Origin of the sequence: Streptomyces sp. NPDC005202 (assembly GCF_040608235.1) — a bacterium.
GTDB lineage: Bacteria > Actinomycetota > Actinomycetes > Streptomycetales > Streptomycetaceae > Streptomyces.
In genome coordinates this window covers 61,388-79,549 of the sequence record NZ_JBEXHW010000011.1, presented here as the reverse complement: position 1 = coordinate 79,549, position 18,162 = coordinate 61,388, and the positions used below count along the sequence as shown (strand labels likewise).

The window sequence follows — 18,162 nt, the reverse complement described above, 5'->3', positions numbered from 1 at the left end:
CGGGTATAGACCACTCTCTCGCAGAAGCGATGAAACAATCCCCCCATGGCGGAAATCATCCAGAAGGACGGCACGTGGGCGTTCGACGGCGACGCCCTGCGACTGACCCCTGGACGGGACAAGAACGTCAGTCTGCTCCGCAAGACACTGGGTGAACTCGTCGTCCCGCTGGGGGCGTTGGCAGGGATCTCGTTCGAGCAGGGGAAGAAGGCGGGCCGGCTCAGGCTGCGGCTGCGCGACGGCGCCGACCCGCTGCTGCACGCGACCGGCGGCCGGCTGATTGAGCCCAACGACCCCTACCAGCTGATCGTCGAGTCCGACCGCTACGGCGTCGCCGAGTACTTCGTGGACGAGGTCCGCAACGCCCGGCTGCTGGACGAGGTTCCGTCCGATCCGGTGACGGAGTATCTGCTGCCGGGCCCGTCCGTGCCGCTGTCGGTGTCCGCCGGGGACGGCACGGCGAGCTTCGACGGCGAGCACGTCCGCCTGGAGTGGAACTGGAAGACGGAGGACGCCAAGACCGCCGCCGGCCCCCGCACCCTCGCCCTGTCCGACATCGACGCCGTGGAGTGGCTGCCGGCGGCCGGGCTGGAGAACGGCTACCTCCGCTTCACTGTGAAGAACGCGCCCACCAAGGCCCCGCCGAAGTACGACCCCAACGCCGTGGACCTGTGGGGCTTCAAGAAGGACCCGCTGATGGCGCTGGTCGCGGCGGCGGTGCAGGCGCGGCTGCCGCACCCGTCCACGCCCGCCGACGAGGCCGTACGGACCGACGAGGCCGCACCGGCCGGGGAGCCCAGGGTCCCGAGGCAGCTCGTGCCCGCCGCCGAGGACGACCACGACGCGCTGCTGCGGCGGCTGCGCGAGCTCGGCGAGCTGCACCGCACCGGGGTGCTGACGGACGAGGAGTTCACCCTGGCCAAGCAGGCGGTCCTCAAGCGCAGGTGAGGACCGCCTGCCTCAGTCGTGCACCCCCCTTCGGGCACACGCGGGCTGCTACTTCGCCCGGCGCGCCACCGTGAAGTGGTCGACCTGCTCACCGGTCTCGGCGATGCCGCGCACCTTCAGCGTGGCGTAGCGGCCCTTGGCGGCCGGGGTGACGTCCACGCGCAGGAACGAGTAGTCGAGGTAGCGCACCCGCGACCAGGCGACGGTCTCGTTCTGCCGGGCGCCGTCCTTGAGGCAGACGAAGGAGGAGACCGACTCGATGTCCTTCTCGTGGCCCTCGTAGGACTGGTCGGCGCTGAACGCGTACAGACTGCGGCCGGCCGCGCCCGCCGTGACGTACACCACACCGTCGGTCTCCGGGTACGCGGTGCCGCCGATCGGCAGCTTCTTGGCGACCTGGTTGCCCTTGAGGACGTCGGTGCGCTCGTAGACGTGGTTGTGGCCGTTGATGACCAGGTCCACGGTGTACTTCTCGAACAGCGGCACCCACTCCTGGCGCACGCCCCCCTCCGAGGCGTGCGCGGTGGAGGTGCAGTAGGCGCAGTGGTGGAAGAAGACGACGATGAAGTCGACGTCCTTGGAGGCGCGGAACTTCTTCAGCTGCGTCTCGAGCCACTTGGTCTGGGTGCCGCCGGAGATGCCGAGGTTGGCCGGGATCTCGAAGGAGATGTCGTTGGCATCCAGGGAGATGACCGCGGTGTTGCCGTAGACGAAGGAGTAGACGCCCGGCAGGTTCTTCTTGTCGGGGCCGTTGTCCGGGAGGCTCCAGCGGGCCTCCTCGCCGCCGTAGCCGTTGGGCGAGTACCAGGCCTCCATGTCGTGGTTGCCGTACGAGACCATCCACGGGACCTGCTTGGCGACGGACTCGGTCTGGTACAGGAACTGGTCCCACACGCGGGCGTCGAAGCCGGTGTCGGAGGTCTTGCCCGCACCGGACGGGTCGGCGTAGGCGATGTCGCCGGCGTGCAGGTGGAAGGCAGGGTTCTGGCCGAGCAGCAGGCTGTCGTTGGCGAGGCCGTGGTAGCTGACGCCCTGGTCGCCGAAGGCGGTGAAGGTGAACGGCTCCTTGTGCGCGGGAGCGGTGGTGAAGGTGCCGAGAGTGCCGAGCAGGTGCCGCTCGGCCGGGTCGAAGCCCGCGTGGCCGACGCCGTAGTAGTACGTCCTGCCGGGACGCAGGTTCGTCAGCTTGGCGTGCAGGTAGTACTGCGTGTGGTCGCCGCCGGCGCCGACGCCGGCGGGGGTGTGGAGGGCGCGGACCTCGGCGGGGATCTTGCGGGACAGGTCCCAGGGGTGGGCGCCGACGCGGATGAACGGCTTCTTCACGGCGACCGGGACCTGCCAGGAGACGGTGATCTCGGTGCGCGGGTCGTTGCCGTAGGCGAGGTGGCGGCCGAAGGGTGCGACGAGGGCGCCGTCGACCGTCTCGGCCGAGGAGGCGGTGCGCTGCGTGGGGACAGCGGCCTGGGCGACGTCACCCGGCACGAATGCGCCACCCGCGACGGCGCCCAGGGTGACCGCGCCGCCTCGGATCATCGTGCGCCGCGAGAATCTCGCCCGCAGGTACTCGTGCTGCTCGGCCATGCTCATGCGCTCGGCGAGCTTCTCCGGTACTCCCATGCGTGGAATGTCCATGGCGTCTGAAAGTGGTCCACATCTGCAACGAGACGCAGGACACAGGATGTACAGCCTGCGAACAGAGGTTCATAAAAGTTCGAACAGACACTTGCCCGAAATCGGGCAGGATTCTTGCGAAAGAGTCGCACGTACCTCAGGATCTACCGGGTGCACGACGAACTTGTTGATCATCTGACGCGATCCACGCCCCTGGCCCGGGGCGAGGCGCTGCGCGTGATCCAGGACGTGCTCGCCTATTTCGACGAGACGACCGAGCAGTACGTCCGTCGCCGCCACCGCGAGCTTCAGGCCCAGGGCCTGGTGAACGCGACGATCTTCGAACGGATCGAGGCGGACCTGAAATACCGCGCGGTGGCGCCGCCGGAGCTCTCCCTCCGGCAGCTACGACGCATCGTCTACGGCTGAGAGCCGCCGGAACAGCCGACAGAACCTCGGGGACAAAAGGGACTTATATGTGCGGAATCGTCGGATACATCGGGAAGCGTGACGTCGCCCCGCTGCTCCTCGAGGGCCTGCAGCGCCTCGAGTACCGCGGCTACGACTCCGCCGGCATCGTCGTCACCTCGCCCAAGACGGCCGGCCTGAAGATGGTCAAGGCCAAGGGCCGGGTCCGCGACCTGGAGGCGAAGGTCCCGGCGCGCTTCAAGGGCACCACCGGCATCGCCCACACCCGCTGGGCCACCCACGGCGCCCCGTCCGACGTGAACGCCCACCCGCACCTGGACGCCGAGGGCAAGGTCGCCGTCGTCCACAACGGCATCATCGACAACGCCGGTGACCTGCGCCGCAAACTGGAGGCGGACGGCGTCGAGTTCCTCTCCGAGACCGACACCGAGGTCCTCACCCACCTCATCGCCCGCTCCCAGGCCGAGACGCTGGAGGAGAAGGTCCGCGCCGCCCTCCGCCTGGTCGAGGGCACCTACGGCATCGCCGTCCTGCACGCCGACTTCCCCGACCGCATCGTGGTGGCCCGCAACGGCTCCCCGGTCGTCCTCGGCATCGGCGAGAAGGAGATGTTCGTCGCCTCCGACGTGGCCGCACTGGTCACGCACACCCGGCAGATAGTCACGCTCGACGACGGCGAGATGGCCACCCTCAAGGCCGACGACTTCCGCACGTACACCACCGAGGGCACCCGCACGACCGCCGAGCCGACCACCGTCGAGTGGGAGGCGGAGTCCTACGACATGGGCGGCCACGACACCTACATGCACAAGGAGATCCACGAGCAGGCCGACGCCGTGGACCGTGTACTGCGCGGCCGCATCGACGACCGGTTCGCCACCGTCCACCTCGGCGGCATCAACCTCGACGCCCGCGAGGCGCGTGCCGTGCGCCGCGTGAAGATCCTCGGCTGCGGCACCTCGTACCACGCGGGCATGATCGGCGCCCAGATGATCGAGGAGCTGGCCCGCATCCCCGCGGACGCCGAGCCGGCCTCCGAATTCCGGTACCGCAACGCGGTGGTGGACCCCGACACCCTGTACATCGCGGTCTCGCAGTCCGGTGAGACGTACGACGTGCTCGCGGCCGTCCAGGAGCTCAAGCGCAAGGGCGCGCGGGTGCTGGGCGTCGTCAACGTCGTGGGTTCGGCGATCGCCCGGGAGGCGGACGGCGGCATCTACGTCCACGCCGGCCCCGAGGTCTGCGTGGTGTCGACCAAGTGCTTCACGAACACGACGGTCGCCTTCGCGCTGCTCGCGCTGCACCTCGGCCGCATCCGCGACCTGTCGGTCCGCGACGGAAAGCGGATCATCGAGGGCCTGCGCAAGCTGCCGGAGCAGATCTCCGAGATCATGAAGCAGGAGGAGGAGATCAAGAAGCTGGCCCAGAGTTACGCCGAGGCCCGCTCGATGCTCTTCATCGGCCGCGTCCGGGGCTACCCGGTGGCCCGCGAGGCCTCCCTGAAGCTCAAGGAGGTCTCCTACATCCACGCCGAGGCCTACCCGGCCTCCGAGCTCAAGCACGGCCCGCTGGCGCTGATCGAGCCGGCCCTGCCGACGGTCGCGATCGTGCCGGACGACGACCTGCTGGAGAAGAACCGCGCGGCGATGGAGGAGATCAAGGCCCGCAGTGGCAGGATCCTCGCGGTGGCGCACCAGGAGCAGGAGAAGGCCGACCAGACGATCGTGGTGCCGAAGAACGAGGACGAGCTGGACCCGATCCTCATGGGCATCCCGCTACAACTCCTCGCCTACCACACGGCGTTGGCGCTGGGCCGCGACATCGACAAGCCGCGGAACCTGGCGAAGTCGGTAACCGTGGAGTAGGAAATCCACCACACGACTGCCGAAGCGATCATTGAGCAACCCCCACGGCGAGCAACCACGTCCGCGGGAGCGGCGCCGGCTTAGGCGCAAAAAGGTGTGAACGACCCCCTGTGCGCCACCAGCACAGGGGGTCGCTCCTTCAGGAACCGGGGCGGCCCAATGCCCCGGCCCACGGCTGCCTCAGCCGGTGGCCGTCACCCCCCGGCCGGCAGCGCGCCGCGGAAGGGCCGTGGGCCAGTGGGCGAGGGCCGCGGTCGCCGCGTACCAGGCCACCGCTCCCGCCGCCACGGCGAACCATCCGCCCACCTTGGCCAGGCTGCCGCTGTCGGCGAAGCGCGCGATGGCGAGGAGCAGCAGGGAGACGAAGAACAGCCCGTAGGTGCCCTGGCCGAGCACGTCGCCGCCCGCGAGGGTCAACGTGAGGGCCACGAGGGCGAACAGGAGGAGGAAGAGCCCGGCGGCGTTGTCGGAGATCGGGTTGCCGGCCGAGACCGCCCAGGTGAACCACAGGGCGCCGAGCGCCGAGAAGGCCGTACCCGTGGCCGTGTCCCGGTCGCGGAAGGCCAGCAGGCCGGCGACGAACAGCGCGACGCCGCCTACGTAGTGGGCCAGTGATACGGCGTCAGCCGCCGTCACGCCGTCGATCACGTCGGTGGACCCGAGGCCGAAGGCCAGCAGGGTGACACCGAGGGCGAGTCGGCCGACGACCGTGGTGGTGCTTCCCGCAGAGACGTCGTTGTCCACGGCGGGCTCCCTTCGTGCATGTGGAGTTGTGTACGGCGACCGGTATATGCCCTTCACAAGGGCACAAACACCTCTACGCGTCAGTAGTTTTACGCGTTGCAGCACAGGGAGCGGACCGTACCCAGGGCTCATCTCAGCTGGGACAACGGCGAGTTACGGAATGACAACGCCGGAGGCGGCAAGGCGCCGGCGGCTCACGGAATGACGACCACGGGGCGCCGCGCGCGCTTGGCCAGCCGGCCGGCGACGGAGCCGAAGATGCGTCCGACGATGCCGTGCGTGGAGCCGACGACGATCGCGTCCGCCTCGTACTCCTTGCCCACCTCTTCGAGCTCGTGGCAGATGTCGCCGCCGCGCTCGACCAGGATCCAGGGCACCTCGGCGAGGTAGTCCGCGCAGGCGAGCTCGAGGCCGAGCACCTCGGTGCGGTGGTCCGGCACGTCCACGAAGACCGGGGGCTCGCAGCCCGCCCACACCGTGGTGGGCAGCCGGTTGGCGACGTGCACGATGATCAGGCCCGACCCGGAGCGCTGCGCCATGCCGATCGCGTACGCGAGGGCGCGCTCACTGGATGTCGATCCGTCGAAGCCGACGACGACGCCGTGCTTGAACGCGGGATCGCACGAAGGACGTAGATCTTCCGCCGCCAGGGGATCGGTCGCCGCAGGGTCGGCGACCGGCCGCTTGCGGTCCGCGGGTTCGAAGAATTCGTGACCGGCCATGGCTGTCTCGGCGATGTGATCCTTTATCGGGGACGACAGTGTGCGGCGGAGCTGTGTCCGGGAATCCTCTTCCCGTCCCCGTACCCCCAAGGGTACGGCGGCACGCCTCCTTAGCCCAGATCCCGCGCACTCCCCCAAGTTCTCGACTTCGCTCGAACAGGGGGACCCCCACCGTGGCGGTTCCCCGGAGCATGCACGAGCGGCGCCCGTAACGCAATGGTTGCTGCTCCGTACAGGCGGTTTGCACACGATTCACTTGCCACGGCCGCGGACGATCGCCCGCCCCCGTCCGGCGCCGCCCGGGGGCCGCAGGCGGCCGTACCGGTACCGCACAGTGACCGACTGATCGAACACGCGTTGAACCCGGTGAACCGCCGCCGTAGGGAGCACGCCGTGTCCGGACCCCATCCCGCCCCCGAGCGACGCCCGTCGCCACCTCCTGCGACCGACACCGCGAGCGACGTGGTCCGCTGGGCGGCCTTCAGCTGCGTCCTCGTCCCCGTGGTCCTGCTCTGGTACGGCACCTCGCTCGCCGGCGCGGTCGGCACGGCCCTCGGGCTCGCGGCCGTCACCGGTGTCTGCCGCATCCTCCTGCGCCAGTCGGAACGGGGGGCGGCCCGCCTGCTCGCCGAGGAGCGCGTCCCGCACCGCGGCCGCCACCACAGGACGGGCACGGGGGCCCACAGGGGCGGCCGGCACTCGGGAGCGACGACACCGGTCGACTGACCGGTTTCCGTGCACGCGCCCGTATCTTTTCAGCCAACTTCTCGCACCTGTGCATTCCCCAGCCGGCGTACCCCCCAACCCCCGTTCGACCTGCACCGAAAGAGTCCCGAGGGCCCCGCGCACCCTATGGGGATTGGCCACTGCGACAAGGCGCACTTCCCTGCACGCTCCACGAGTGCAACGCTTCGTGATCGAATGCTTCACGCCAAGTTGCCATGTCGACAATGCGCCGGGTGGCGAACTGGTCACCGCGGCACAGCGGGACACAGTAGATTCGATCTTGACTGTCTTACGGCGGGGGACTCGTGCAGGACCAAGGGGAAACGTGCAGGAGCGACACAACCGAGGAGCCGCGACCACCGAGGGGGGCTTAGCAGTATGAGCCACGACTCCACTGCCGCGCCGGAAGCCGCAGCCCGGAAGCTTTCCGGGCGACGCCGCAAGGAGATCGTCGCGGTGCTGCTGTTCAGCGGCGGCCCCATCTTCGAGAGTTCCATACCGCTTTCGGTGTTCGGGATTGACCGCCAAGACGCCGGAGTGCCGCGCTACCGACTGCTGGTGTGCGCCGGCGAGGACGGCCCGCTGCGGACCACGGGGGGCCTGGAACTCACCGCACCGCATGGCCTGGAGGCGATCGCGCGCGCGGGCACCGTCGTCGTGCCCGCCTGGCGCTCGATCACCTCGCCGCCACCGGAGGAGGCGCTCGACGCACTGCGCCGGGCGCACGAGGAGGGCGCCCGCATCGTCGGGCTGTGCACGGGCGCGTTCGTGCTCGCGGCGGCGGGCCTGCTGGACGGCCGCCCGGCGACCACGCACTGGATGTACGCACCGACGTTGGCCAAGCGCTATCCGTCGGTGCACGTGGATCCGAGAGAGCTGTTCGTCGACGACGGCGACGTCCTGACATCGGCGGGTACGGCGGCCGGAATCGACCTGTGCCTGCACATCGTGCGGACGGACCACGGCAACGAGGCGGCCGGCGCGCTGGCCCGGCGCCTCGTCGTCCCCCCGCGCCGGAGCGGCGGCCAGGAGCGCTACCTCGATCGGTCTTTACCGGAGGAGATCGGCGCCGACCCGCTCGCGGAGGTCGTCGCCTGGGCGCTGGAGCACCTTCACGAGCAGTTCGACGTGGAGACGCTGGCGGCGCGGGCGTACATGAGCCGGCGTACGTTCGACCGCCGCTTCCGCTCGCTCACCGGGAGCGCGCCGCTGCAGTGGCTGATCACGCAGCGGGTGCTGCAGGCGCAGCGTCTGCTGGAGACGTCGGACTACTCGGTGGACGAGGTCGCGGGCCGCTGCGGCTTCCGCTCGCCGGTGGCACTGCGCGGCCACTTCCGCCGCCAGCTGGGCTCGTCGCCGGCCGCGTACCGGGCGGCGTACCGGGCGCGCAGGCCGCAGGGCGAGAGGCCGGGAGACGGCGACGGCTCGACGGGACCGGGTCCGGGGAACGCCGTGAGCACGACCGGTGCCGGCGGCTCCGCCGGCGCGGCCGGCTCCACGGGACCGGTGGGCGTCCCGGGCCCTGCGGGCCCTTCGAGCCCCGGGCCGTCCCTCCACCCCGAGGGCCCGCTCCCGCACCAGACCCGGCGTACGGCGGCGGCCTCGTTGTCCGCGGCATCGGAGAACGGCCGTGAAGCGTACGCCGTCCCCGGCCGGGCGAATCTGCCGGGCCAGCGCAGCGGAAGCTGACGGTTGGGGTGGGCGGGGCATTTGTCCGCCCACCCCAACCCCCAGCCCGACAACCCCGCCTGCGACAACCCCCGCCCCCGGTAACAAGGTCACCGCACGATCGGCTCGGCCCGCGGCGGCGCGCCGTAAGGTTAGACACATGAACGATCGCATGGTGTGGATCGACTGCGAGATGACCGGCCTCTCGCTGTCCGACGACGCCCTCATCGAAGTGGCCGCCCTCGTCACCGACTCCGAGCTGAACGTACTCGGCGAGGGAGTGGACATCGTCATCCGCCCGCCGGAGCAGGCGCTGCAGACGATGCCGGAGGTGGTGCGTCAGATGCACACCGCGTCCGGCCTGCTGGACGAACTGGCAGGCGGCACGACGCTGAAGGACGCGGAGGAGCAGGTGCTGACGTACGTGCGGGAGTACGTCAAGGAACCCGGCAAGGCCCCCCTGTGCGGCAACTCGGTCGGTACGGACCGCGGCTTCCTGCTGCGCGACATGCCGACGCTGGAGCAGTACCTCCACTACCGGATCGTCGACGTGTCCTCGATCAAGGAGCTGGCCCGGCGCTGGTACCCGCGGACATACTTCAACAGCCCGGAGAAGAACGGCAACCACCGCGCCCTCGCCGACATCCGCGAGTCCATCGCGGAGCTGCGTTACTACCGCGAGGCCATCTTCGTCCCGCAGCCCGGCCCCGACTCCGACACCGCGAAGACGATCGCCGCGAAGCACGTCCTGCCTGCTCAGTAGGCGTCTTGGGGGCGCACGGAGGGGCGCCGCGAAAGCCTGGCGCGAGCACCCCTTCGGACCCTGTACACTTTTTCTCGGCCGGTCGGGGAAACCACACAGCGAACCACCGGTCATGGTGGGTGTAGCTCAGCTGGTAGAGCACCTGGTTGTGGTCCAGGATGTCGCGGGTTCGAGTCCCGTCACTCACCCTGAGTAGTCAGCCGGTGACTTTGCAGGACAAAGTCACCGGCTGCTTCTTTTCCTGCCGCTCTGCACCCTCAACCCTGCCGGGCCATGACTCAATAAGCGTAACGAATCAACTTTTTTCATGTGGATGCGGCACGATCACGCCCTGGCCGAGGCCATCGCCGCCGAACTCGGCGCCCCCGCCGACGACCCGGCCTGCGCGGCCCTGGCCCACTTCGCCCTCGAGGCCGGCACCCTCAGCAGCACCTCCCCCGACCCGCGCGCGGCGGTCGACGCCGATCGACCTGCTGGAACGGGGCTGGGACGCCGTACGCCCCAAGGACTGACGGCCGCTACGACGACGCCCGCGCCACCAGCTCCGTCGGCAGCACCACGTGCCGCCGCTCCAGACCCCGGGACACCGCCGGGCGGCGGTCGGCGATCTCCGCCAGGAGCAGGTCGATCATCGCGCGGCCCATCTCCTCGATGGGCTGGCGGACGCTGGTGAGGGGCGGGTCCATGTGGCGGGCGATGGCCGAGTCGTCGTAGCCGACCAGGGCCACGTCGTCGGGTGTGCGCCGGCCCGCCTCGCGCAGCACCTGGCGGGCGCCGGCCGCCGTCACGTCCGAGGCCGCGAAGACCGCGTCCAGGTCGGGGCGGCGCTCGAGCAGCCGCGCCATCGCCCGGCGGCCGCCCTCCTCGGTGAAGTCACCCGGCTCGATGAGGAGTTCGTCCGCCTCCTGGCCCGCGTCACGCAGCGCGTCCCGGTAGCCGTCGACGCGGCGCTGGGCACCGTAGACGTCGAGGCGGCCGGTGATGTGGGCGATCGTGCGGCGGCCGCGCGCGAGGAGGTGCTCCACAGCCGAGCGGGCGCCGCCGTAGTTGTCCGAGTCCACCGAGGTCAGGGTCTCCCCCGCCGACCGCGGGCCGCTGATCACCGCCGGGATCTCCAGCTGGGCCAGCATGTCGGGGAGCGGGTCGTCCGCGTGGACCGAGACCAGCAGGACGCCGTCGACCCGGTGCGCGGCCAGGTACTGGGCCAGCCGCTGCCGTTCCCGGTCGCTGCCCGCGAAGATCAGCAGCAGCTGCATCTCCGTGTCCGACATCTCGGCGCCAACGCCGCGCAGCATGTCCGAGAAGTACGGCTCCGCGAAGAAGCGGGTCTCCGGCTCGGGGACGACGAGAGCGATCGCGTCGGCGCGGTTGGCGGCGAGGGCGCGGGCCGCCGTGTTGGGGACGTAGCCGAGTTCGGCGACCGCCGCCTCCACCGCGGCGCGGGTCGCCTCGCTGACCCGGGGCGAGCCGTTGATCACCCGTGAGACGGTGCCGCGACCGACACCGGCCCGTGCGGCGACCTCTTCGAGGGTCGGCCGACCGCCGCTCCGGCTCCGCGCTCCGTGGCTTGCCATTGGCTCCGCCCTTCCGCCGTCGAACCCACCTTGGCCTGGAATCTAACAGTCCCGTCCGTCACAGTGACCGTTGCTGGGGGCTGCACCCCAGCCCCCCTTCGGCCTGAACGGCCGCGTCCTCGAAGTCCCCCAAGCTCTTCGAGCAGGGGGTGCCCCCAGACGGGCTCAGCTGGGTCCAGCTAACAGCCCGATAACTGAACGCATCTGTCCGTGCCGACTCCCTTGACACCCCCGCCCGGACCGACGACCCTTCAACACATCATCGGTGGGAGCGCTCCCACAGTACCTGGCACATACACAACCCGCACGTTCCCCGCCCGAGCCGCAGCGAGAACATACGGGCCCAACCATGCAGTTGGCCGGGGGGTCGGCACGTCAGGGCGACAGGAGGACGCAATGCGAGCACGTACCCTCCCCCACTTTCGGCTTCACTCGAGCGGGGGGACCCCCATCGCCCGCAAGGCGGTGGTCCTGGCGGCCGTCGCGACGCTGGGCGCCGGGCTGCTGGCCGGCTGTGCCGACGACGGCGGAGACAAGTCCGGCTCGTCGGACGGCGGCGGCAGCGGAAGCGGCAAGACCACGATCACGCTGGGACTTTTCGGCACCCAGGGCTTCAAGGAGGCCGGCCTCTACGCCGAGTACGAGAAGCTGCACCCCGACATCAAGATCCAGGAGAACGTCACCGAGCGGAACGAGAACTACTACCCGGCGCTCGTCAACCACCTCACCACCAACAGCGGCCTGCAGGACATCCAGGCCGTCGAGGTCGGCAACATCGCCGAGGTGGTGAACACCCAGGCGGACAAGCTCGAGGACCTCTCCAAGGTTTCGGGCGTGAACAAGAGCAACTGGCTGGACTGGAAGTGGCAGCAGGCCACCACCAAGGACGGCCGGACGATCGGGCTCGGCACCGACATCGGCCCGATGGCGATCTGCTACCGCAAGGACCTCTTCCAGCAGGCCGGTCTGCCCACCGACCGCGAGGCGGTCGGCAAGCTGTGGGCGGGCGACTGGAGCAAGCTCGTCGACGCCGGCGAGAAGTACAAGAAGAAGGCGCCCACCGGCACCTACTTCATGGACTCCCCGGGCGGTCTGCTCAACGCGATCCTCAGCAGTGAGCAGGAGAAGTTCTACGACTCCTCCGGCAAGGTCATCTACAAGACGAACCCCGCCGTGAAGGCCGGCTTCGACCTGGCCGCCAAGGCCGCCCAGGAGGGGCTGGTCGGCGCGCAGACGCAGTTCCAGCCGGCCTGGGACCAGACGATCGCCAACAGCAAGTTCGCCGCGGTCGCCTGCCCGCCGTGGATGCTCGGCTACCTCAAGGGCAAGTCGAAGCCGGAGGCCGCCGGCAAGTGGGACGTGGCCGCCGCGCCGAAGTCCGGCAACTGGGGCGGCACCTTCCTGGCCGTGCCCAAGAGCGGCAAGCACGTGAAGGAGGCGGAGACCCTCGCCGCCTGGTTGACCGCCCCCGCCCAGCAGGCGAAGCTGTTCGGCGTCCAGGGCAGCTTCCCGAGCGCGCCGGGCGCCTACAGCCTCCCCGCGGTCAGCGGCGCGAAGAACGCGATGACCGGTGACACGCCCATCGGCAAGATCTTCGCCGAGGCCGCCAAGGCCATCCCGGTCCAGGTGATCGGCCCGAAGGACCAGATCATCATCCAGGGTCTGACGGACAACGGCGTCATCCTCGTGACGAAGGGCAAGTCGCCCGCCGAGGCGTGGAAGACGGCCACGAAGACCATCGACAACAACCTGGAGCAGTGACCGGTATGGCCACCCGGCACGACACCGCCGCGCCCCCCGCGAAGGAGGGGGGCGCGGCCCCGGCCCGCCCGCCCGCCGGCGCCGTGACCGCCGAGGCGGAACAACGGCGCCGGGCCCGGCTGTCCCGTCGCTGGCAGCGGGACGTGCGCTGGAGCCCGTACGCCTTCGTCTCCCCCTTCTTCCTGCTGTTCGTCGCGTTCGGCCTGTTCCCGCTGATCTACACCGCCTGGGCCTCGCTGCACACGGTGGAGCTGACGGCGCCGACCGACATGCACTGGGCGGGGCTGCGCAACTACACCCGGATCTTCGACGACGACTTCTTCTGGAACGCGGCGAAGAACACCCTGACCATCGGCATCATCTCCACCGTTCCGCAGCTGCTGATGGCGATGGGCCTCGCTCACATCCTCCACTACAAGCTGCGGGCGTCGACCTTCTACCGGGTCGTGATGCTCGCGCCGTACGCCACGTCGATCGCCGCCGCCTCGCTGGTCTTCGTGCTGCTCTTCGGCCGCGACTACGGCATGATCAACTGGGCGCTGCACTTCGTCGGCATCGACAGCATCGACTGGCAGAACGACAAGTGGCCCTCGCAGATCGCCGTGTCGTCGATCATCATCTGGCGCTGGACCGGCTACAACGCGCTGATCTACCTGGCCGCGATGCAGGCCATCCCGCAGGACCTGTACGAGTCGGCGGCGCTGGACGGGGCCAACCGCTGGCAGCAGTTCTTCCATGTCACGCTGCCCTCGCTGCGGCCGACGATCCTGTTCACCTGTGTGGTGTCGACCATCGGCGCCAGCCAGGTCTTCGGCGAGCCGCTGCTGTTCGACGCCAACAAGGGCGCCTCGGGCGGTGCCGCGCACCAGTTCCAGACGCTGGGGCTGTACCTGTACGAGCAGGGCTGGGTGAACCAGCACCTCGGGCGGGCCTCGGCGATCGCCTGGACGATGTTCCTGATCCTGATCGTGATCGGCATCGTCAACTACGTCATCTCGCGCCGGCTGCGCGCCAGTGGTTAAGGAGTACCGGCCGTGACGACGACCCTGACGAAACCCGAGGCAACGCCTGCCGAGCCGCGACGGGTGCGCCCGTCCAAGGCCGCCCGCGCCGGCGGGCAGCTGCACGGCGGCCCGATCGCGTACATCATCCTGGCCCTGTTCACCCTCGGGTCACTGTTCCCGCTGGTGTGGTCGGCGATCGCCGCCTCCCGCGACAACAACCGCCTGGCGCAGACCCCGCCGCCCTTCTGGTTCGGCTCGAACCTGATGCACAACCTGAAGGTCGCCTGGTCGGACGCCAACCTGGGCAAGGCGTTCCTCAACACCACGATCGTGGCGGGTGTTTCGGCGGCGACGATCGTCTTCCTGTCGACGATCGCCGGGTTCGCCTTCGCCAAGCTGCGCTTCAAGGGCCGGGGCGCCCTGATGCTGATGGTGATCGGCACGATGATGGTGCCGCCGCAGCTCAGTGTGATCCCGCTGTACATGATGGTCGCCAAGCTGGACTGGACCGACCAGTTGCAGGCGGTGATCCTGCCGTCGCTGGTGAGCGCGTTCGGTGTGTTCTTCATGCGGCAGTACCTGATCCAGGCGCTGCCGGACGAGATCATCGAGGCGGCCCGGGTGGACGGCGCGAGCAGCTGGCGCGTGGTGTGGCACGTGGTGTTCCCGGCGGCCCGGCCCGCGATGGCTGTCCTCGGCATGCTGATGTTCGTGCAGACCTGGAACGACTTCCTGTGGCCGTTCCTGGTGCTGACCCAGACCGGCAACCCGACCGTGCAGGTCGCCATCGCGGGCCTGGGCCGCGGCTACACCCCCGACCAGTCACTGATCATGGCGGGTGCGCTGCTCGGCACGCTGCCGCTACTGCTGGTCTTCGCGATCTTCGGCAAGCAGATCGTGGGCGGAATCATGCAGGGCGCGGTCAAGGGCTGACGCCCGCCATACGCCTCACGGGGCCGGGTCACCGCCGCCTCGGCCCCGCCTCTCCTTCCCTCCCCTCCTCCCCTCCTAACCGTCGGTCTTCTCGACCTCCCATGGGAGCGCTTCCATGCCTGAGTCCGCACAGCCGGTGACCCCGGTGACCTTTCCTCCCGCCTTCCTCTGGGGCGCCGCGACCTCCGCGTACCAGATCGAGGGGGCGGTGCGGGAGGACGGCCGCACGCCGTCGATCTGGGACACCTTCAGCCGTACGCCGGGAAAGACGGCCGGCGGCGAGACCGGTGACATCGCTGTCGACCACTACCACCGCTACCGCGAGGACGTGGCCCTGATGGCGGAGCTGGGGCTGAACGCCTACCGCTTCTCCGTCTCCTGGCCGCGCGTGCAGCCGACGGGCCGCGGCCCTGCCGTGCAGGTGGGCCTGGACTTCTACCGCCGCCTGGTCGACGAGCTGCTGGCGCACGGCATCAAGCCGGCGGTCACGCTCTACCACTGGGACCTGCCCCAGGAGCTGGAGGACGCGGGCGGCTGGCCGGAGCGCGACACGGCGTTCCGTTTCGCCGAGTACGCGCAGCTCGTGGGCGAGGCACTCGGCGACCGGGTGGAGCAGTGGATCACGCTCAACGAGCCGTGGTGCAGCGCCTTCCTCGGCTACGGCTCCGGGGTGCACGCTCCCGGCCGTACGGACCCGTTGGCGTCGCTGCGCGCGGCCCATCATCTGAACCTGGCACACGGGCTGGGCACCTCGGCGCTGCGGTCGGTGATGCCGGCCCGCAACTCGGTCGCCGTCAGCCTCAACTCCTCGGTGGTCCGGACGGTGTCGCAGGACCCGGCGGACCTGGCGGCAGCCCGGAAGATCGACGACCTGGCCAACGGCGTCTTCCACGGCCCGATGCTGCACGGGGCGTACCCGGAGACGCTGCTGGAGGCCACCTCGACGATCTCGGACTGGTCGTACGTCCTCGACGGTGATCTGCAGACGATCAACCAGCCGCTGGACGCCCTCGGCCTCAACTACTACACGCCCGCGCTGGTGTCGGCGGCGGACGCGACACAGGAAGGCCCGCGCGCGGACGGCCACGGCGCGAGCGCGTACTCGCCCTGGCCGGGCGCCGACGACGTGGCGTTCCACCAGACGCCGGGCGAGCGCACGGAGATGGGCTGGTCGATCGACCCGACGGGCCTGCACGAGCTGATCATGCGGTACACGCGGGAGGCTCCGGGGCTGCCGCTGTACATCACCGAGAACGGCGCGGCCTATGACGACAAGGTGGACGCGGACGGCCGCGTGCACGACCCGGAGCGCATCGCCTACCTGCACGGCCACCTGTCGGCGGTCCGCCGGGCCATCGCGGACGGGGCGGACGTCCGCGGGTACTACCTGTGGTCCCTGATGGACAACTTCGAGTGGGCGTACGGCTACGGCAAGCGGTTCGGCGCGGTGTACGTCGACTACGCGACGCTCGCCCGGACGCCGAAATCCAGCGCCCACTGGTACGGGCAGGCGGCCCGGACCGGTGAACTCCCCCCGGTGGACGGCGTCTGACGGGGGTGCGTGCGGGGCGCGGCACGCGGGGCGGAGGGGAGTGCCGCGCCCCTCGGGGTCAGGAGCCGTGGACCTCGGTCATCCCGGTGAGCTTGCCGTCGCTGATGACCGTGATCGGGGTGTGGTCGGAGGCGACGGTGTACGTCCCCTCCTTCCCGGTCGGCTGGTAGGAGGCGCCGTTGCCCGACGTGGGATCGCGCGGACGGCCCGGGCGAACGGCACGAGAAACAGGCCCGTGCGTCCTTGTGACTCCCGACGGCAGGCCCAGGCCGAAGATCGGCCCGGGCCCGGCTATATAGGCACGGGCATGGCGGCCGGTGCCGCCGTGCCCGCGCGCCGGTCAGTTGAAGGTGCCGAACGCCTTCGAGAAGGCGAACTTGTCCTGGACCACGGAGCTGCAGGTCGCGTCGGCCGTGGGCTTGGCGCCGCCGTCGCACTGCTTGTCGCGGGTGGCGGACCACATGGAGAGCCAGCCGAGGCCCTTGGACTTGGCGAAGTTCACCAGCTGGGTGGCGTCGTCGACCTTGAAGACCTCGGCGGAGACGTCGTTGACGCCGATCATCGGGGTGACGGCAACCGTCTTCCAGGCGGCACTGTCGGACAGGCCGAGGACGCCCTTGACCTGGGCCTGGGTGGCGGTGGCGGCCTGCTCGGCGTAGGTGCCCATGTCGCCGTTGTACGAGGCGCCGTAGTCCATCGCCATGATGTTGACCGCGGAGATCTTCACGCCGTTGGACTTGGCGTTCGACAGCAGGTTCACACCGTCCTGGGTCAGGCCCTCGGGCATGACGGGGAGGGTGAAGGAGACGTCCAGGTTCGGGTGCTGCTGCTGGAGCTTGGCGATGGCCTGCGCGCGGCGCGTGTTCGCGGCCGTGTTGGGCAGCGCGCCGCCCTCGACGTCGAAGTCGACCTTCGTGAGCTTGAACTGGTCCACGGCCTTGCCGTATGCCGCCGCCAGCGCGTCCGCCGAGGAACAGGTGGTCGCCAGCTCGGAGCCGGACGCGCCGCCGAAGGAGACCCGCACGTCGCCGCCCTTGGCGCGCAGCGCGCCGATCTGGGCCGCCACCCCGTCGCTCGCGAGGTCGGTCACACCGCCCCACTTCGGGGTGCAGCCACCGCCGTCGGTGATGAAGGCGAGGTTGTAGTTCTTCACGCCGGTCGCGTCGGCGCTCGCCACCAGGTCGAAGGCCGGGTAGAGGGAGGTGTCGACGTAGGGCGCGAATCCGGCGTCGGCGGTCGTGCCGGTGCCGGTGCTCTGGGAGGGGGACGCGGTGGGCGTCGGGGTGGAGGACTTCGTGGGAGTGGGAGTGGGCGTGGGAGTGGGGGTGGGGGTGGGGGTGGGGGTGGGCGTCGCGGACTGGGTCGGGCGGCCGCTCGGCTCCGGGGTCGCGCTGTCGTCCGCGGAACACTGGGCGTTGTCGATGCGACAACCAGTCGGGTCCCCGGTGCCGTTGACCACGAAGCCGACGGTGACCGACTTGCCGGGTGCCAGGCCGTCGGTGTCCCACTTCGCCGGCTTCACGGTGACGTGCTGCCCGCTGACGTTCGACTCGGCGTTCCACAGCGAGCTGAGCTTCGCCCCCGAGGGCAGGTCGAACTCCAGGGTCCAGTCCTTCTCCGTCTGGCCGCTGTTGTTCGTCACGACGTACTGCGCGGTGTAACCCGTCGACCAGTCGCTCGTCTTCGTGTACGCGGCGCCGACGCCGGCCGCCTGCGCGATACCGGTGAACATGATCGCGCCACCACCGGCCACGGCCGCGGCCACCAGACCGCCTATCGCCTTGTTCCTGCCACTGACCTTGCGCCGGTGCGTGCTCATCGCGTGCCTGCCTTCGCTGTTCACGGGTGGTGGGGTGCGGCAG

The 18,162-nt window shown here is 69.9% G+C and carries 15 protein-coding genes and 1 tRNA gene; 11 read left to right on the top strand and 5 right to left on the bottom strand.

The features are described from left to right. Positions 1 to 45 precede the first annotated feature (45 nt). On the top strand, positions 46 to 948 hold the full coding sequence (locus ABZV31_RS18575; protein ID WP_355894785.1) for a DUF4429 domain-containing protein: 903 nt from the start codon (positions 46 to 48) through the stop codon (positions 946 to 948). Positions 949 to 996: 48 nt separating this feature from the next. On the opposite strand, the gene ABZV31_RS18570 is transcribed toward ABZV31_RS18575, so the two are convergent. Continuing rightward, positions 997 to 2,565 (bottom strand): metallophosphoesterase family protein, encoded by a 1,569-nt coding sequence (locus ABZV31_RS18570; RefSeq protein WP_355894783.1) that lies wholly within the window; start codon positions 2,563 to 2,565, stop codon positions 997 to 999. A 165-nt stretch (positions 2,566 to 2,730) separates the two neighbouring features. Between ABZV31_RS18570 and ABZV31_RS18565 the strand changes: the two genes are divergently transcribed. Then, complete coding sequence (locus ABZV31_RS18565; RefSeq protein ID WP_355894781.1) at positions 2,731 to 2,988, top strand: hypothetical protein; 258 nt, start codon at positions 2,731 to 2,733, stop codon at positions 2,986 to 2,988. 47 nt (positions 2,989 to 3,035) lie between these two features. Beyond that, a complete protein-coding gene (gene glmS / locus ABZV31_RS18560; RefSeq protein WP_355894779.1) occupies positions 3,036 to 4,853 on the top strand; it encodes a glutamine--fructose-6-phosphate transaminase (isomerizing) in 1,818 nt (605 codons plus the stop codon). Between the two features lie 180 nt (positions 4,854 to 5,033). On the opposite strand, the gene ABZV31_RS18555 is transcribed toward glmS, so the two are convergent. Both ABZV31_RS18555 and ABZV31_RS18550 read right to left on the bottom strand, forming a co-directional pair. Continuing rightward, on the bottom strand, positions 5,034 to 5,597 hold the full coding sequence (locus ABZV31_RS18555) for a GPR1/FUN34/YaaH family transporter (protein ID WP_355894776.1): 564 nt from the start codon (positions 5,595 to 5,597) through the stop codon (positions 5,034 to 5,036). 194 nt (positions 5,598 to 5,791) lie between these two features. Further along, complete coding sequence (locus tag ABZV31_RS18550) at positions 5,792 to 6,319, bottom strand: universal stress protein (protein ID WP_355894774.1); 528 nt, start codon at positions 6,317 to 6,319, stop codon at positions 5,792 to 5,794. A 393-nt stretch (positions 6,320 to 6,712) separates the two neighbouring features. Here ABZV31_RS18550 and ABZV31_RS18545 point away from each other — a divergent pair, with 393 nt between their 5' ends. The 4 genes from ABZV31_RS18545 (at position 6,713) to ABZV31_RS18530 (ending at position 9,664) form a co-directional block, all read left to right on the top strand. Next, on the top strand, positions 6,713 to 7,045 hold the full coding sequence (locus ABZV31_RS18545) for a hypothetical protein (RefSeq protein WP_355894772.1): 333 nt from the start codon (positions 6,713 to 6,715) through the stop codon (positions 7,043 to 7,045). A gap of 378 nt (positions 7,046 to 7,423) precedes the next feature. Beyond that, on the top strand, positions 7,424 to 8,734 hold the full coding sequence (locus ABZV31_RS18540; protein ID WP_355894769.1) for a helix-turn-helix domain-containing protein: 1,311 nt from the start codon (positions 7,424 to 7,426) through the stop codon (positions 8,732 to 8,734). Between the two features lie 139 nt (positions 8,735 to 8,873). Beyond that, positions 8,874 to 9,476, top strand: a complete 603-nt coding sequence (gene orn, locus ABZV31_RS18535; protein WP_355894768.1) for an oligoribonuclease — start codon at positions 8,874 to 8,876, stop codon at positions 9,474 to 9,476. A gap of 115 nt (positions 9,477 to 9,591) precedes the next feature. Beyond that, positions 9,592 to 9,664 (top strand) — tRNA-His (locus ABZV31_RS18530). A gap of 330 nt (positions 9,665 to 9,994) precedes the next feature. Here the strand turns inward: ABZV31_RS18530 and ABZV31_RS18525 are convergent. Further along, positions 9,995 to 11,050: a LacI family DNA-binding transcriptional regulator gene (locus ABZV31_RS18525; RefSeq protein WP_355894765.1), complete on the bottom strand. Its 1,056-nt coding sequence runs from the start codon at positions 11,048 to 11,050 to the stop codon at positions 9,995 to 9,997. Positions 11,051 to 11,446: 396 nt separating this feature from the next. Here ABZV31_RS18525 and ABZV31_RS18520 point away from each other — a divergent pair, with 396 nt between their 5' ends. The 4 genes from ABZV31_RS18520 (at position 11,447) to ABZV31_RS18505 (ending at position 16,300) form a co-directional block, all read left to right on the top strand. Then, positions 11,447 to 12,811, top strand: a complete 1,365-nt coding sequence (locus ABZV31_RS18520; RefSeq protein WP_355894762.1) for an extracellular solute-binding protein — start codon at positions 11,447 to 11,449, stop codon at positions 12,809 to 12,811. A 5-nt stretch (positions 12,812 to 12,816) separates the two neighbouring features. Continuing rightward, a complete protein-coding gene (locus ABZV31_RS18515) occupies positions 12,817 to 13,833 on the top strand; it encodes a sugar ABC transporter permease (RefSeq protein WP_355895033.1) in 1,017 nt (338 codons plus the stop codon). Between the two features lie 12 nt (positions 13,834 to 13,845). Next, entirely contained in the window at positions 13,846 to 14,748 is a 903-nt protein-coding gene (locus ABZV31_RS18510; protein WP_355894760.1) for a carbohydrate ABC transporter permease, read from the top strand. A gap of 115 nt (positions 14,749 to 14,863) precedes the next feature. After that, complete coding sequence (locus tag ABZV31_RS18505; RefSeq protein WP_355894757.1) at positions 14,864 to 16,300, top strand: GH1 family beta-glucosidase; 1,437 nt, start codon at positions 14,864 to 14,866, stop codon at positions 16,298 to 16,300. A gap of 340 nt (positions 16,301 to 16,640) precedes the next feature. Here the strand turns inward: ABZV31_RS18505 and ABZV31_RS18500 are convergent, their stop codons facing one another. Continuing rightward, positions 16,641 to 18,119, bottom strand: a complete 1,479-nt coding sequence (locus ABZV31_RS18500; RefSeq protein ID WP_355894754.1) for a cellulose binding domain-containing protein — start codon at positions 18,117 to 18,119, stop codon at positions 16,641 to 16,643. Positions 18,120 to 18,162 lie beyond the last annotated feature (43 nt).